Source organism: Nonomuraea guangzhouensis, from assembly GCF_019396345.1.
Taxonomy (GTDB): domain Bacteria; phylum Actinomycetota; class Actinomycetes; order Streptosporangiales; family Streptosporangiaceae; genus Nonomuraea; species Nonomuraea guangzhouensis.
In genome coordinates, this window is sequence record NZ_JAHKRM010000038.1 from 18,597 (window position 1) to 34,832 (window position 16,236).

10 protein-coding genes are annotated in these 16,236 nt (G+C 70.6%); all 10 read left to right on the top strand.

Annotation, left to right across the window (positions count from 1 at the left end; translation table 11 throughout):
- Positions 1 to 22 precede the first annotated feature (22 nt).
- Genes KME78_RS52100 through KME78_RS52145 form a run of 10 tightly spaced genes read left to right on the top strand, consistent with a single transcriptional unit; the run spans position 23 to position 16,156 of the window.
- Positions 23 to 1,237 carry an ROK family transcriptional regulator gene (locus KME78_RS52100; RefSeq protein ID WP_219537474.1) on the top strand — a complete coding sequence of 405 codons (1,215 nt, stop codon included), beginning with the start codon at positions 23 to 25 and terminating at the stop codon, positions 1,235 to 1,237.
- On the top strand, positions 1,234 to 2,178 hold the full coding sequence (locus KME78_RS52105; protein WP_219537475.1) for a carbohydrate ABC transporter permease: 945 nt from the start codon (positions 1,234 to 1,236) through the stop codon (positions 2,176 to 2,178). Before KME78_RS52100 ends, KME78_RS52105 begins: the two co-directional genes overlap by 4 nt.
- A complete protein-coding gene (locus tag KME78_RS52110; RefSeq protein WP_219537476.1) occupies positions 2,171 to 2,977 on the top strand; it encodes a carbohydrate ABC transporter permease in 807 nt (268 codons plus the stop codon). Before KME78_RS52105 ends, KME78_RS52110 begins: the two co-directional genes overlap by 8 nt.
- Positions 2,978 to 2,987: 10 nt before the next feature.
- Positions 2,988 to 4,250: an ABC transporter substrate-binding protein gene (locus KME78_RS52115; protein WP_219537477.1), complete on the top strand. Its 1,263-nt coding sequence runs from the start codon at positions 2,988 to 2,990 to the stop codon at positions 4,248 to 4,250.
- Between the two features lie 17 nt (positions 4,251 to 4,267).
- On the top strand, positions 4,268 to 5,341 hold the full coding sequence (locus KME78_RS52120; protein ID WP_308127461.1) for a glycoside hydrolase family 15 protein: 1,074 nt from the start codon (positions 4,268 to 4,270) through the stop codon (positions 5,339 to 5,341).
- The gene (locus KME78_RS52125; protein ID WP_219537479.1) at positions 5,338 to 7,584 is read left to right on the top strand and encodes a glycoside hydrolase family 31 protein; all 2,247 of its coding nucleotides are present in this window, start codon (positions 5,338 to 5,340) and stop codon (positions 7,582 to 7,584) included. Before KME78_RS52120 ends, KME78_RS52125 begins: the two co-directional genes overlap by 4 nt.
- 13 nt (positions 7,585 to 7,597) lie before the next feature.
- On the top strand, positions 7,598 to 10,870 hold the full coding sequence (locus tag KME78_RS52130; RefSeq protein WP_219537480.1) for a TIM-barrel domain-containing protein: 3,273 nt from the start codon (positions 7,598 to 7,600) through the stop codon (positions 10,868 to 10,870).
- Positions 10,867 to 13,695, top strand: coding sequence for a TIM-barrel domain-containing protein (locus KME78_RS52135; protein ID WP_219537481.1), 2,829 nt, complete (start codon positions 10,867 to 10,869; stop codon positions 13,693 to 13,695). The genes KME78_RS52130 and KME78_RS52135 overlap by 4 nt, the downstream gene beginning before the upstream one ends.
- A gap of 49 nt (positions 13,696 to 13,744) precedes the next feature.
- Positions 13,745 to 15,166, top strand: coding sequence for a serine/threonine-protein kinase (locus tag KME78_RS52140; protein WP_219537482.1), 1,422 nt, complete (start codon positions 13,745 to 13,747; stop codon positions 15,164 to 15,166).
- A gap of 42 nt (positions 15,167 to 15,208) precedes the next feature.
- Entirely contained in the window at positions 15,209 to 16,156 is a 948-nt protein-coding gene (locus KME78_RS52145) for a hypothetical protein (protein ID WP_219537483.1), read from the top strand.
- Positions 16,157 to 16,236: the final 80 nt, after the last annotated feature.

Below are 16,236 nucleotides of genomic sequence, written 5' to 3' on the forward strand. Positions count from 1 at the left end.
TAAAGAAAGTCGTTCTCATCACATGGCAGGTACTGATCGCGGTGATCTCACGAGGACGGCGATCCTCGCGCTGCTCGGCACCGTCGGGCCGCTGAGCCGTACCGAGATAGCGCGCGAGCTGGATCTGAGCCCGGCGAGCGTCACGCAGCTCACCCGCGAGCTCATGGGCTACGGCATGCTCGAGGAGCTCGACCTCAAGCCGTCGCGCGGCGGGCGGCCCGCCCAGCGGCTCGGGCTGGTGGGCAGCGCGGGCCGGGCGCTCGGCGTGAAGGTGACGGCCGACCATCTGGTGCTGGTCGACGTGCGGCTCGACGGCGAGGTGCTCGGGGCCTGGGAGTGCCCGTTCGACCCGTCGTCCCCCGAGGCGCTGGACCGGCTGGCCGACGCCGTCGAGTCGGTGGTCTCGGGCACCGGGCACGGGCTGACGGCGCGTACGCCCGCCTCGACCGGCGACGGGCAGGTGCCGCCGCTGCTCGGGATCGGGGTCGGGGTGCCCGGCAGCGTGGAGGACCAGGCGGTCGGCACGGTCAACGCGCCGACCCTGGGGTGGCAGGCCATGCCGGTGGGCGAGCGGCTGCGGCGGCGGCTCAAGCTGCCCGTGCTGGTGGAGAACGACGTCAACGCCCTGGCGGCGGCCGAGCGGCTGTACGGCAGAGGGCGGACCCATCGGGACTTCCTGGTGCTGACCATCGGGCGCGGCGTCGGCGCGGCGATCGTGGCCGACGGGCGGGTGTACCGGGGTGCCAGGGGCGGGGCCGGGGAGTTCGGGCACGTGCCCGTCGATCCGGCGGGGCCGGTGTGCGGGTGCGGGGCGCGCGGATGCCTGGAGGCGTACGTCGGCTCGGCGGGCCTGCTGGCCGCAGCCCGCGCCAAGAGCGGCGGCACGGCGAGGCTGGTGGCGGGCGATCCGGTGGCCCAGGAGGTGTTCGCCGAGGCGGGGGCCGTGCTCGGGCGGGCCGCGGCGGGGCTGATCAACGTGGTGGATCCGGAGGTCGTGGTGGTGCTCGGCGAGGGTACGGCCGACTGGCCGCTGTGGCGGGCCGGGTTCGATCCGGCCCTCAGGGCGCAGTTGTACCCGGGGCGGCGGGACATCTCGATCGAGGTGGAGAGCTGGGACGACACCAGCTGGGCCCAGGGCGCGGCGGCCCTCGTGCTGGCCACGCCCTTCGACGCCGCCGGGGCCGCCGGGGAGCAGGGCCGCCTGGTGCGGGCCCGTCTGATCGGGACGACGCCATGACCGCCAGCCGCACGGACGCCCGCACGGACTCCCGGCACGCCCTCCGTACACACGCAATGGCCGCGCCGCGGCGACGGTGGCGGTACGCCGGGACCGTGGCCGTGTTCCTGCTGCCCAGCCTGATCCCGCTGACCCTGTACACGCTGATCCCGATGGTCGCCTCGTTCTGGACGAGCCTCCACGAATGGGACCTCATCACCGAGATGCGCTGGGTCGGCCTCGGCAACTACCTCGAACTGCTCGGCGACGCCGGGACCCGGGCCGCGTTCCTGCACACGCTGTACTTCATCGCCGGTTACCTGCCGCTCGTCTACCTGGGCGGGCTGGGGCTGGCGCTGCTGCTGAACCGGGCGATGCCGGGGCGCGGGCTGCTGCGCGGCGTCTACTTCCTGCCCGTCATCACCAGCTGGGTCGTCGTGGCGCTGATGTGGAAGTGGCTGCTCAACCCGGCCAGCGGGGTGGTCAACTGGGCGCTGGGGCTGTTGGGCGTCAGCGGGCCCGGCTGGTGGACCGATCCCGACTGGGCGATGCCGTCGATCATCTTCGCCTCGGCCTGGAAGGACCTGGGCTTCGTGATGATCATCCTGCTGGCGGGGCTGCAGGCGATCCCGAAGGAGTTCCAGGAGGCCGCCATGGTCGACGGGGCGACGCCCTTCCGCCGGTTCCGGCACATCACGCTGCCGCTGCTGTCGCCGTCGTCGTTCTTCGTGGTGGTGATCTCGCTGATCAACGGCTTCCAGGTCTTCGACCAGGTGAAGATCATGACGGGTGGCGGGCCCGGCGGCGCGACGCAGGTCGTCGTGTCGCAGATCTACGACCTCACCTTCAGGTACGGCCGGGCGGGCGCGGCCTCGGCGCTGTCGTGGCTGCTGTTCGCCCTGGTGCTGCTCGTGACGATCGTGCAGATCCGGGGGCAGAGGCGGTGGGTGACCTATGGGTAAGGCACTCCGCTACCTGCTGGTGGGCCTCGGCGCGGTGGTCATGCTGTTCCCGTTCGCCTGGGCGGTGATCACGTCGATCACACCGGGCGACGCGGTGCTGGCCGTGCCACCGGACTTCACGCCGGACGACGCGAGCCTCGACGCGTACGGCAAGCTGCTCGACACGCTGCCCTTCTGGCGGATCGTGGCGAACAGCGCCTGGATCGGGGCGGCCTCCACCATGCTGCAGCTCGTCACCAGCGCGATGGCCGCCTACGCGTTCGCCAGGCTGCCGTTCCCGGGCCGGGGGGCGCTGTTCTCCGTCTACCTGGCGACGCTGATGATGCCGCTGCCCGTGCTGGTCGTGCCGCTGTTCATCGAGATGCGGACGTTCAACCTGGTCGACACCTACTTCGCGCTGCTGGCGCCGACCATCGCGTCGGCGTTCGGGGTGTTCCTGCTGCGGCAGGCCATCAACCAGGTGCCGAAGGAGTTCGACGAGGCGGCCGTGCTGGACGGCGCCGGACATTTCCGCATTTTTCTGTATGTGGTGCTGCCGCTGATCAGGCCGGCGCTGGCGACGTTCGCCATCTTCGGCTTCATGGCCAGCTGGAACAGCTACCTCTGGCCGCTGATCATCATCAAGTCGCCCGAGTTCATGACACTGCCGCTGGGCCTGGCCACGCTGCACGGCCAGTTCACCACCGAGTGGGACGTGGTCATGGCGGGCTCGGTGATCAGCGTGGTGCCGATCCTCATCCTGTACGTCTTCGCGCAGAAGCACGTCATCGCCAGCGTCGCGCAGAGCGGGCTCAAGTAAAGGAACCACCATGTCACAGAGAATCAGGGTCGCCGCTTCCCTGGCGGCCGCCGCGCTGCTCGCCACCGCCTGCTCCCAGGGCTCGGCGACGAAGGCCCCGTCCGGTGAGGGCGGCAAGGTGACGCTGCGGTACTTCACGTTCTCGGCCGCGCCCGACCACGTGAAGGACCTGGACAAGATCGAGAAAGCCTTCGAGAAGGAGAACCCGAAGATCGACGTGGTCGTGGAGACCGCGCCCTTCGACGAGTACTTCACCAAGCTCCAGACCAGCATCGCGGGCGGCACCGCACCTGACACCTTCGAGCTCAACTACGAGAACTTCGTCACCTACGCCAGCGCGGGCTCGCTGCTCGACCTCGACACGGTGAAGGGCGACGGCGACCCGTCGGTGTACGCCAAGGAGTCGCTCGACGCCTTCCAGCGCGACGGCAAGCAGTACGCGCTGCCCGCGTCGTTCTCCACGGTCGTGCTCTTCTACAACAAGGACCTGTTCGACAAGGCCGGAGTGGCCCCGCCGACGGCCGAGTGGACCTGGGCCGACGAGCAGGCCGCCGCCGCGAAGCTGACCGACAAGAAGAAGGGCGTCTTCGGCGACTTCCAGCCGGTGCAGTTCTTCGAGTTCTACAAGACGCTCAAGCAGGCGGGCGGCGAGTTCCTGTCGGCCGACGGCAAGAAGTCGGCCTTCAACAGTCCGGCCGGGGTCAAGGCGGCGCAGTGGCTGGTTTCCAAGGTGGGTAAGACGATGCCGACCGAGGCGGAGATCGGCGGCACCGCCGACTACGACACGAACCTCTTCAAGTCCGGCAAGCTCGCCATGTGGCACAACGGCATCTGGCAGTTCGCCGGGCTGAAGGACGCGCCGTTCACCTGGGACGTGGTCGTCGAGCCCGGTGACGCCGCCAAGGCCAGCGCCGTCTTCCACAACGCCGTCGCCGCCTCCTCGGGCACCAAGCACGGCAAGGAGGCGTGGGCCTGGGCCCGGTTCCTGTCGTCGTCGAACACCGCGGCGACCACCCGCGTCGAGTCGTCCTGGGAGCTGCCGCCGGTCGCCGACCAGGCGGTGCTGTCCGGCTACCTCAAGGACCCCAAGCCCGCCAATCGCCAGGCGGTGTTCGACTCGCTGAAGTCGATCGCGCTGCCGCCGGTCATCAAGCGCCAGCAGGAGATGCAGGACGCCGTGACCAAGCAGCTCACCGAGGCCGCCGCCGGGCGCAAGCCGGTGGAGGAGGCGCTCAAGACCGCCGCCGCCGACGTAGACGCCCTGCTGTCTTAGGAGATTCGTTGTCCCTCGTGTCGCACAGCCTCGATGTGATCCAGAGGCTCCAGTCCCCCACCGGCGCCTATCCGGCGTCGCCCACCTTCTCCGCCTACCGCGGCTACTCGTGGCTGCGTGACGGGGCGTTCATCGCCGAGGGGGTGAGCAGGCACGGCGACGCCGCCGGTGCGGACGCCTTCCACACCTGGTGCGCCCGGGTGATCGGCGACCGGGCGGGGCAGGTCGACTCGCTCGTCTCGCGGGCGGGGCGCGGTGAGCCGGTCTCGCCCGCCGAGATGCTGCCGACCCGGTTCACGCTCGACGGCGTGGACGGGGACGTCGACTGGTGGGACTTCCAGCTCGACGGCTACGGCACGTGGCTGTGGGCGCTGCGAGAGCACTCCTTCCGGCAGGGCCGTGCGGTTCCGGGGGTGGAGAAGGGGGTGCGGACGGCGGCCCGGTATCTCACCTCGTTCTGGGAGATGCCGTGTTACGACTGGTGGGAGGAGCACGTCGAGCAGCGGCACGTGGCGACGCTGGGGGCGGTGCACGCGGGGTTGCGGGCGGCCATCGCGCTGGGCGTGCTGAGCGGGCCGGAGTCGGCGGCGGCCGGGCGCGCGGTGGAGGGCATCGCCGCCCTCGTGGCCGCCGAGGGGCTGGTCGGCGGGCGTCTCACGAAGTGGCTGGGCAGTGACGCCGTGGATGCCAGCCTGCTCGCCTGCGTCGAGCCGTTCGGGCTCTACGCGGCCGATCATCCGGTCGGCGCGGCGACGGTGGCCGAGGTGGAGCGGCAACTGGCCGTGGACGGCGGGGTGTACCGGTACCTGGCCGACACCTTCTACGGCGGCGGGCGGTGGGTGCTGCTGGCCGGTTTCCTCGGCTGGAACCACGCGCGGGCCGGGCGGCGCGAGGAGGCCCTGAGGTACCTGGACTGGATGGCGGCCCAGGCGACCGCCGAAGGTGACCTGCCCGAGCAGGTGTCCGACCGGCTGCTGGCGCCCGAACGACTCCAGGAGTGGCTGGACCGGTGGGGCACCGTGGCCACGCCGCTGCTGTGGTCGCACGGGATGTACCTGATTCTCGCCGACGAGCTGGGGGTGCGGGCATGATCCGGCATCGGCCGTACGGGTCCGGGCATCCGTACGCCACGAGCGAGGACCAGCGCGTACCGGCCTGGCCGGTGGACGGCGAGGCGGTGGAGCTGCGGGTGCGGGCTTCGGCGAAGGTCGTCTCGTTGGTGTGCGAGTGGGCCGCCGACGGGGCGGCGCCCGTCGAACTGCCGCTGACCAGGGCGGGTGCCGCACCGGAGCCGGACGCGGCGGAAACAGCGGAGGCGGAGGAAGCGGCGGAGACCGTTGACGGCGGGCATCTGGCCGCGGCGCAGGCCAGGGCCGCGCGGGCCGCCGCCGGGTCGTGGGTGACGTGCTCGCCCGTGCTGCGCGCCGGGCAGCGGTACGCCTACCGGTTCCGGGCCGCGATGGACGGCGGTGCGAGCCGTACCAGCCGGTGGTTCGAGGTGACGGCGGCGGCGTGGGGCCCGGCGGGCGGGAAGCTCGTCGTGCGCGGTGCCGACCGGGTGGTGCCGGGGAGCGTGCGGTGGCTGGTCGGCGGGGACGGCGCGCGGCGGGTGCGGTTCGAGCTGGCGCTGGCCGAGGGTGAGCACGTGGTGGGGTTCGGCGAGCGGTTCGACGCGGTGGACCAGCGCGGGCGGCGGCTGGACGCGGTGGTGTTCGAGCAGTACAAGGCGCAGGGGGCGCACGGCAGGACGTACCTGCCGATGCCGTTCGCGCTCGTGGTCGGCGGGGCGGCGAGCTGGGGGTTCCACGTCGAGACGTCCCGGCGGACCTGGTACGACGTCGGCGCGTCCCGGCCGGACCGGCTGGTCGTGGAGGCCGAGGTGGGGCCGGACGGCGAGCCCTCGGTGCGGCTGTACGACGGCGAGACCCCGGCCGGCGTGCTGCGGGACTTCCTGGACGAGGTGGGGCGGCCGACGGAGCTGCCCTCGTGGGTGTTCCGGCTGTGGGCCAGCGGCAACGAGTGGAACACGCAGGAGCGCGTGCTGGCCGAGATGGACCGGCACCGCGAGCACGACATCCCGGTGGGCGCGCTGGTCATCGAGGCGTGGAGCGACGAGACGACGTTCACCGCCTTCCGCGGGGCCGCGTACGAGCCGTCGGAGGAGCCGCACCGGCTGGCGGACTACGCCTTCCCGCCGGACGGGCCGTGGCCGGACCCCAAGGGCATGGTGGACGAGCTGCACCAGCGGGACATCAAGGTGCTGCTCTGGCAGATCCCGCTGCAGAAGATGCGCCCGCACCCGCGGCACCAGGCCGCCGTGGACGCCCGGCAGCTCGTCGAGAACGGCTACGGGGTCAGACAGGCCGACGGCCGGCCGTACCGGAACCGGGGCTGGTGGTTCCCGCTGGCGCTCATGCCCGACCTGTCGTCGCCCGAGGTCCGCGACTGGTGGACGGCCAAGCGGGCCTACCTGGTGGACGAGGTGGGCGTGGACGGGTTCAAGACCGACGGCGGCGAGCACGCGTGGGGCCACGACCTGCGTTACGCCGACGGGCGCAGGGGCGACGACGGCAACGGCCTCTTCCCCGTGCACTACGCGCGGGCGTTCGGCGAGTTGCTGGAGCGCTACGGCAAGGCGCCCGTGACGTTCAGCCGGGCCGGCTTCGCCGGATCCCAGCCGCACGGCGCGTTCTGGGCGGGGGACGAGGACTCGACGTGGGAGGCGTTCCGTTCGTCGGTGAGGGCCGGGATCACCGCCTCGGCCTGCGGGATCGTCTACTGGGGCTGGGACCTGGCCGGGTTCTCCGGTGACCTGCCCGACGCCGAGCTCTACCTGCGGGCGGCCGGGGCGTCGGCGTTCATGCCGATCATGCAGTACCACTCGGAGTTCAACCACCACCGCGCGCCCATCAGGGACCGCACCCCGTGGAACGTGGCCGAGCAGACCGGCGACGACCGGGTGCTGCCGCTCTTCCGGCGGCTGGCCAAGGTACGCGAGCGGCTCGTGCCGTATCTGACGGGACAGGCCCGCCAGGCGGTCGGCGGCGGGGCGCCGCTGATGCGCGGGCTGTTCTTCGACCACCCGGACGACCCGCGGGTGTGGGAACGCCCGCTGCAGTACAAGCTGGGCGACGCGCTGCTGGTGGCGCCAGTGACGGCGCCCGGCGTCACGGAACTGCCGGTCTACCTGCCACGGGGCGAATGGGTCGACGTCTGGACCGGCCACAACCATCGCGGCGGGCGCGAGGTCACGCTGCCCGCGCCGCTCGACCATCCGCCGGTCCTCTGTACGGCGGAGCACTGGCCACACCTCTCCCCCGTGTTCACGACCTGATAGGAGCTCCCCCGTGATCCGGTTACGGTCGGGCGTCATCGTCGCGGTGATCGCCCTGCTGGCCTCCCTCGTGACCGTCCCCGCGTACGCGCTCGACGGCATCTTCCACAACCCGACCGGAATCGACGACCTCTACTCCAGCGAGCCGACGGAACGCGCGCCCCGGGACCCGATGGCCGGGGACGCGGTCCAGATCAACGCCACCACCTGGCCCATCGAGACCGGCCAGACCGTCTGGGTGACCTGGACCAAGAACGGAACGGCCCAGACCCCGATCGGCGCCGCCTGGGACCACAACAGCGGCAACAACAGCTACTGGAAGATCAACCTGGGCTCCTTCGCCCGGGGTGACAAGATCTCCTACACGGTCAACGCGGACGTGAACGGGGGCGGGCAGAAGAGCACGGGCCCGTTCGCGTTCACGGTCACCTCATGGAGCACGGTGACGAACGTGACCGGCTACACGAACAACAGCACGTCAGTAGATGTCACGACCGGCGACAGCGCGGGGAGCTTCACGCCGAAGATCCGCTTCGCCTTCCCGGCACTCGACCGCTTCCGCACGCAGATCGCCCCCAGCGGGCAGGGTCTGAATATTTCCGGTGTGACCGGCTACACGGTGACGGATTCGGCGAGCACCCTCACCCTCTCGACCACGAGCCTGGTGTTGAAGATCCAGAAGTCGCCCTACCGGCTGTCGGTCTACAAGGGCGACGGGACGACGCTGATCACCCGCCAGTACGACCCGGCCACCTTCAGGAACATCGGCTGGGCCAGCGACGGCGCCACCACGGTCACCAAGATCGAGGACCACTTCATGTCGCCGTCGGGCGAGCGGTTCGAGGGCTTCGGCGAGCGCTACGACCGCCTCGACCAGCGCGGCACCGACGTGCACAACTACGTCTACAACCAGTACCGCGACCAGGGCAGCACCCGGCGCACCTACCTGAGCGTGCCGTTCTTCCTGAATTCGGCAGGTTACGGGGTCTACATCCCCAGCACCCGGTACGCCATCTTCAACCTCAACACCCACCTCAGCGACCTGGCGGGCTTCACCGTCGACACGGGCGGCGCGCTCGACTCGACGCTGGACTACCACTTCTTCGCCGGCACGCCCGCGGAGATCGTGGACGACTACACCGCGGTCAGCGGCCGGCCGGAGCTGCCGCCCAAGTGGGCGTTCGGCGTGTGGATGTCGGCCAACGAGTGGAACACCCAGGCCGAGGTGGAGAGCGAGCTGGACAAGGTCGGCACGAACAGGATCCCGCACACGGCGATGGTGCTGGAGCAGTGGAGCGACGAGGCCACGTTCTACCTGTGGCACGGCGCCACGTACACGCCCAGCGCCGGCAGCGGGAAACTCGCCTACAGCGACCTGACGTTCCCGGCGGGCGGCGAGTGGCAGGACCCGAGGGCCATGGTCGCCAACGCCCACAGTAAGGGGATCAAGATGATCCTCTGGCAGATCCCGGTGTTCAAGGAGAACTTCGACACCAATCCCCCGACCGCGCCGCAGCAGCATCTCAACGACAAGAGCTACGCCCAGGCACAGGGATATGTCGCGAAAAATCCGTCCAACGCGCCGTATCGGATTCCGACCGGGCAATGGTTCGGCGACAGCATGGTCCCCGACTTCACCAGCGCGGCGGCGACGAGCTGGTGGATGAGCAAGCGCGACTATCTGATGAACGACGTCGGCATCGACGGCTTCAAGACCGACGGCAGCGAGGCGATCTTCGGCAGGGGCGTCGCGTTCGCCGACGGCCGCAAGGGCGACGCGATGCACAACGCCTATCCGAACAGCTACACCAAGGCGTACCGCGACTACGTCAAGGCCGAGAACGCGGACAACGTCATCTTCAGCAGGGCGGCCACGTCCGGCGGCCAGCAGAACTCGATCTTCTGGGCCGGCGACCAGAACTCCAGCTTCTCAGCCTTCCAGGAGGCGGTCAGGGCCCAGCTCAGCGCCGGGCAGTCCGGGGTGCCGTACACGGCCTGGGACCTGGCGGGCTTCACCGGTGACTTCCCCAGCGCCGAGCTCTACCTGCGGGCGGCGGCGCAGGCGACGTTCTCGCCGGTCATGCAGTATCACTCCGAGAAGTCGAACCCGGGCACGTCCGAGGCCCGCACGCCGTGGAACGTGCAGGCGCGCAGCGGCGACACGACGGTCGTGCCGACCTTCCGCAAGTTCGCCGACGTCCGGATGAACCTGATCCCCTACCTCTACACCGAGGCCAAGGCCAGCTCGACCACCGGGGCGCCGATGATGCGGGCGATGAGCTTCGCCTTCCCCGGCGACGCAACGGCCGCGGCGCAGGACCAGCAGTATCTGTTCGGCTCGCAACTGCTCGTCGCGCCGGTCACCACGCAGGGCGCGACGTCGAGGAACGTCTACCTGCCCGCCGGCGAGTGGTACGACCTGTGGAACGGCGGCCGCTTCACCGGCCCCGGCACCAAGTCCTACGCCACGGCCCTCGACACGATCCCGGTCTACGCCAAGCCGGGCGCGATCATCCCGCTCAACCTCAACACGAACTACGAGCTCGGCGGCGAGATCGGCAACAGCGTCACCAGCTATCCGAACCTGGTCTTCCGGATCTACCCGTCGGGCAGCTCCTCGTACTCCTACTTCGAGGACTCGGCGAACACGAACCGGACGATCAGCTCAGCCGAGAACTGGGCCGGGCACCAGGTGGCCGTGACCGTGCCCGCCCTCACCACGACCAGCACGCTGCAGGTGGCGAGCACGAAGCCCACCTCGGTGACCGGCGCGACCGCGCGGGCCACGCTGGCGGCGCTCCAGGCGGCGGCCGAGGGCTGGTGGTGGGACCCGGTGCGGCAGCTCACCTACGTCAAGCTGGCCGGCAGTGCGTCGAGCAGGACCGTCACGCTCAACGGCGTGGACAAGGCGGCGTACGAGGCGGAGTTCGGCACGGGCACCGGCACGACGACCAACACCGACCACGCCGGGTTCACCGGCACCGGCTTCGCGGACGGCTTCGCAAGCTCGGGCGACGCGGTGAGTTTCCAGGTCAAGGCGGACGCGGCGGGCAGCCACCAGCTCAAGTTCCGCTACTCGACCACGGTCGCGAGCACCAGGACCGTCTACGTCGACGGCGTCTCGGCGGGCACGCTCACGTTGCCCGCCCAGGCGAACTGGGATACCTGGGCCACCGCCACACTCACCACGACCCTCACTGCGGGCGCGCACACCGTCAAGATCGCCTATGACGGGGGCGACACCGGCGGCATCAACCTCGACAACCTGGTGGTGGCAAGGCCATGAAACGCGCATTGGTCATGCTCGCGGTCCTGCTCGGCACCTTCCTCGTCGCGGGCGAGGCACAGGCGGCCGTCCAGCGGGTGCAGTTCACCAGCGGATCGACGTACCTGATCGTCGAGTTCCTCGACGACGACCTCGTCCACTTCGAGCTGGCCGCGGGGACCGGCCCCGGCACCGGATCGGCGCTGTTCACCACGCCGCAGGTGGCGAAGAAGGACTACACCGGACCGTCCACCTTCAGTCAGAACGGCAACACCATGACCACGGCCTCGATGAAGGTCGAGGTCACGTCAGGCACGCTGTGCGTACGGGTCTCGGACCCGGCCAGGCTGCTGTACGAGGCGTGCCCGCGCAACCTGACCCAGGCGTGGAAGGGGCTGACGATCACCAAGGGCTCGATCCAGAACGCGTACGGGCTGGGCGAGCAGTTCTTCATGGGCGGCAGCTCCGACGGCGACTGGGTCGGGCGCAGCCGTACCCCCGGAGGCACGTACGGCAACGCGATGGCCTACGACACCGACAACGGGCCGGTGGGCAACGCGCAGATCCCCGTGCTGTTCGGGGTCGGCGCGTCGAACCTGAACTACGGGCTGCTGCTCGACCAGGTCTACAAGCAGGAGTGGAACCTGACCGGCGACCCGTGGACCGTCGACACCTGGGGCGACCAGCTCAGGTGGTACACGATGACCGGGCCGGACCTGCCCGATCTGCGCAAGGACTACATGGAGCTGACCGGCCGGCCGCCGGTGCCGCCGAAGAAGGCGTTCGGCATGTGGGTGTCGGAGTTCGGCTACGACAACTGGGCCGAGATCGACAGCCGGCTGAACGGGCTGCGGGCGGCGAAGTTCCCCGTGGACGGGTTCGTGCTGGACCTGCCCTGGTTCGGCGGCGTGACGGCCGGGTCCGACAACACCCGCATGGGCACGCTTTCCTGGGACACGACCAACTTCCCCAACCCAACAACCACTATTTCCGACTATCAGGCGACAAAGGGCATCGGGCTGATGACCATCGAGGAGTCGTACGTCGGCAAGAACCTCCCCGAGCACGCCGACCTCGCCACCCGCGGCTACCTCGTCAGGGCCGGCTGCGCGACCTGCTCGCCCGTCTACCTCACCGCCAACGACTGGTGGGGCCGCGGCGGCATGATCGACTGGACGCAGGACGCCGCGGCCGACTACTGGCAGACGACCAAGCGCCAGCCGCTCATCGACCAGGGCGTCATGGGCCACTGGCTGGACCTCGGCGAGCCGGAGATGTACGACGCCGCCGACTGGACGTCCGGCGTCCTGCCCGGCAAGCACGCCCACGCCGACTACCACAACGTCTACAACCTCAAGTGGGCCGAGAGCATCGCCAGGGGCTACGCCTCGAGCACCAAGCGGCCGTTCGTCCTGGCCCGCTCAGGCGCCGCCGGGATGCAGCGGTACGGCGTGGCCATGTGGTCGGCCGACATCGGCTCCAAGCTGACCGCGCTCGCCCAGCAGCAGAACGCGCAACTGCACATGTCGATGTCGGGCATCGACTACTACGGCTCCGACATCGGCGGCTTCCGCCGCGAGATGCTCGACTCGGACCTGAACGAGCTCTACACGCAGTGGTTCGCCGACGGCGCCTGGTTCGAGGTGCCGATCAGGCCGCACACCGAGAACCTGTGCAACTGCGCGCAGACCTCTCCGGACTCGATCGGCCACACGGCCAGCAACCTGGCCAACCTCCGGCAGCGGTACGAGCTCGCGCCGTACTACTACTCCCTGGCCCACCGGGCCTACCTGTACGGCGAGCCGGTGGTGCCACCGCTGGTGTACCAGTACCAGAACGACGCGAACGTCCGCGAGATGGGACATGAGAAGCTCATCGGCCGCGACCTGCTCGTAGGCGTCGTCGCGGGCGCGAACGAGCGCAAGCGGGACGTGTACCTGCCCGCGGGCTCCTGGTTCGACTACGCCACGGGCGAGAAACTCACCAGCACCGGCCAATGGTTCACCGACCGGCCGCTCTGGGTCGGCGGCGCGTTCCGGCTGCCGGCGTTCGCCAGGGCAGGGGCGATCATCCCGAAGATGTACGTGGACGACAAGACGATGAACGTGGTGGGCAAACGGACCGACGCCACCACCAGGAACGAGCTGGTGGCCCGGGTCTACGCCGACACGACGGCCTCGACCTTCACCCTGTACGAGGACGACGGCGCCACGACCGGCTACCAGAGCGGGGCCGTACGGACGACACAGCTGAGCCAGCAGCTCAGCGGCAGCACGGCGACCGTCACGGTGGCCGCGTCCAGCGGCACCTACACCGGCGCGCCCGCGAGCCGGACGAACGTGGTCGAGCTGGTCTCGGGCACCCAGGCGTCCGCCGTCACGCTCAACGGCACCGCGCTCACCCAGCACGCCACCAAAGCGGCCTTCGACGCCGCCACCAGCGGCTGGTACAACGCCGGTGGCAACCTGATCGTCGCCAAGTCGGCGAGCACGGGCGTCACGACGGCCAAGACGTTCGTGTTCACGCTCGGGCAGGCGCCGGCGTCGATGACGTTCAGGTGCGACAACGGCACGACCACCGCGGGCCAGTCCGTCTACGCCGTGGGCAGCGTCCCGCAGCTCGGCGACTGGTCGGTGGCGAGCGCGGTCAAGCTGTCGCCGACCGCGTACCCGACCTGGACGGGAACGATCGCCAAGCTGCCGCCGAACACCCCCGTCGAGTGGAAGTGCGTCAAGCGCCAGGAGGCGAACTTCCCCGACACCGCCGATCAGTGGCAGCCCGGCGCCAACAACACCTTCACCAGCCCCGCCACGGGAACCGGAGGCACTACCACAGGGGCCTTCTGAGCGCCGGATCCGGCGCGTCCATCGAGGTCGCGATGTTAGCCTCGAAGACGTGCTCGGATCCGGGACCACACTCAACGATCGCTACACGCTGGTCAGCCGCGTGGGCGGCGGTGGCATGGGCGAGGTCTGGCGGGCCTCCGACACGGTGCTCGGCCGGACCGTGGCGGTCAAGGTGCTGATTCCCGCGCTGACCGAGGATCCGAAATTCGCCCAGCGCTTCCAGAACGAGGCCAGGGCGATGGCCACGCTGCACCATCCCGGCGTGGTCGACGTCTACGACTACGGCACCTGCGAGGTCGACGGGCGCCGGGTGAGCTTCCTGGTGATGCAGTTCGTCGAGGGCGAGTCGCTCGACCGCGTGCTGCGCCGCGAGGCGCTCGACCCGGCGACCACCATGCGGCTGATCGCCGAGGTCGGTGACGCGCTGGCCGCCGCCCACGCGCAGGGCATCGTGCACCGCGACGTCAAACCGGCCAACCTGATGGTCCGTCCGGACGGCAGCGTCGCGCTCACCGACTTCGGCATCGCCCACTCGGTCTCCGCGGTCCAGCTCACGGCCACGGGCGCCATGCTCTGCTCGGCCGGCTACTGCGCCCCCGAGATGGCCACGGCCAGCGACGTCACCCCGGCCGTCGACGTCTACGCGCTCGGCGTGGTCGCCTACCAGTGCCTGACCGGGCACCTGCCGTTCGACGGCGACACCCCGGTCCAGATCATCTACAAGCACCTGCACGCCCCCGTCCCGGACCTGCCCGCCGACGTGCCGCCGGGGCCGCGCCAGATCGTGACGAGGGCGCTGGAGAAGGCGCCGGAGCGGCGCTGGCCGACGGCCGCGGTGATGGCCGAGGCGGCGCGGAAGGCCTTCGACGCGCCTGACTCACTGGGCTCGCTGGCCTCGCCTGACTCACTGGGCTCATTGGGCTCGCGAGCCTCGCTGAGCTCGCTGGCGTCGCTGGGCACGCTGGGCTCGGCGGACTCACCGGACCTGCCACCCACGCCAGACTTGCCGGACTCGCCGGATTTAGTGGATTCGCCGCCCACGCCACGTGGCCGCCGCGCGCTGGCCGCCGCACTGGCCGTGGCCGTCGCGGTCATGGTGACCCTGGCGGTCGCCGGGTCGGTCTGGATCCGCAGCGATCAGGCGACCGAGCAGAGCGGCAGCGTCCTGCCCCCCGTCACGCCCGCCTCGAGCACCCACCCGACCTCCGCCACGCCGAGCAAGAAGCCGCTGGCGCCTCCGTCCAAGCACTCCCCCACCGTCCGGCCGATCGTCTCCCAGACGCCGACCGCCACCGCGACGACGTCCACGCCCCGCCCGACCGCGACCAAACCGACGACCACCCCGACCCCCGACGACCCCGAGCCGACCGACAAGCCCACCACGCCCCAGCCGACGGAGCCCACGATCGAGCCCCCGGTCAGCGAGCCGCCGAGCGACATCCAGTGCATCAAGGCGCCCTGCCCCAGCTAGCCTTCCGGCCAGGCGGTCTTTCGGTCATGAGAAGGTAATCGGGTGGATACGACTCGCGATCTGCTCGTAGCGCTGGCCCGTCGCTACGCCTTCGCCGACCTCGGGGCGCTGGCCCCGTCCGAAGAGATCGCCGGCGTGTGCGAGTTCGGTCAGCGGTTGCTCTCGCTGGACGCGGAGGACTTCGCGGCCGAGGCGAAGGCCGTGCCCGCGGAGCTGCGGCGGCGGGCACGGGCCTGCCACATGCCGCAGACCGCGCGTGAGCAGCCACGCGGCGCCCTGGAGTCGCTGCGGCCCGCCTACGGGCTGCTGCTGGAGGTCATCGCCATCCGCTGGCACCGCCGCGAGCTGAGCCCGATGATCGCCGCCGTCCACATCGCCAGCGAATACCTGCCGCTGCTGGCCTACGAGCCCCACCTCGGCCACGCGGGCGACCCGGCGCGCTGGCCCGCGGGGCTGAGCGCGCCGGGCAGCAGGTTCGGCGTGATCGGCGACCGCGAGTGCGACCACACCAAGTCCGAGCAGTCGGCCACCAACCGGACCCTGCGGGTGGCGAGCGAACCACCCGAGGGCTGGCGCGCGTACTTCGACCGGCAGCACAGCCAGGTGGCGGGCGCGCTGGCCGTCTGCATCGCGACCTGCCGCAACCCGTGCACGGCGATGGACTGGATCGAGCCGGAGGAGCGCGCCGACCTGCACGTGCGGGCCCGCACCGCGCTGGCGTTCGCGGAGACCCCGCTCGTACGCCTGCGGCACGCGGCGCCCGTCGGCCACGGCTTCGGCGTCCCCTCGCCGGAAGAGGTGCTCGACGCCTGGGAGCGCAGCCGGTCCGTGCTCGACAAGAACGAGATCGGCTCGGCCGCGCTGGAGGACGACGGGTTTCCGCTGCCCGGCCTGCCCGCGCTGTTCTCGGCCGTCGCCCGGGCCCCGATCGCGCCCGCCACGCTGCTGGCCGGCGTCAGCGAGCACGTCGCCGGCCTGCTGCTCCGCTGACACCCTGGAAGCCTCCAGGCTGACCGCGCCGCCCGCCTCGCTTAGAAAGGCGGGGTGGGCGTCGCCTACCGCGGGGGCGC

Bases quoted from the DNA above. Each gene is read 5' to 3' on its own strand.
- KME78_RS52110 (WP_219537476.1), top strand. From the start codon at position 2,171: ATGGGTAAGGCACTCCGCTACCTGCTGGTGGGCCTCGGCGCGGTGGTC.
- KME78_RS52135 (WP_219537481.1), top strand. From the start codon at position 10,867: ATGAAACGCGCATTGGTCATGCTCGCGGTCCTGCTCGGCACCTTCCTC.
- KME78_RS52100 (WP_219537474.1), top strand. From the start codon at position 23: ATGGCAGGTACTGATCGCGGTGATCTCACGAGGACGGCGATCCTCGCG.
- KME78_RS52115 (WP_219537477.1), top strand. From the start codon at position 2,988: ATGTCACAGAGAATCAGGGTCGCCGCTTCCCTGGCGGCCGCCGCGCTG.
- KME78_RS52105 (WP_219537475.1), top strand. From the start codon at position 1,234: ATGACCGCCAGCCGCACGGACGCCCGCACGGACTCCCGGCACGCCCTC.
- KME78_RS52125 (WP_219537479.1), top strand. From the start codon at position 5,338: ATGATCCGGCATCGGCCGTACGGGTCCGGGCATCCGTACGCCACGAGC.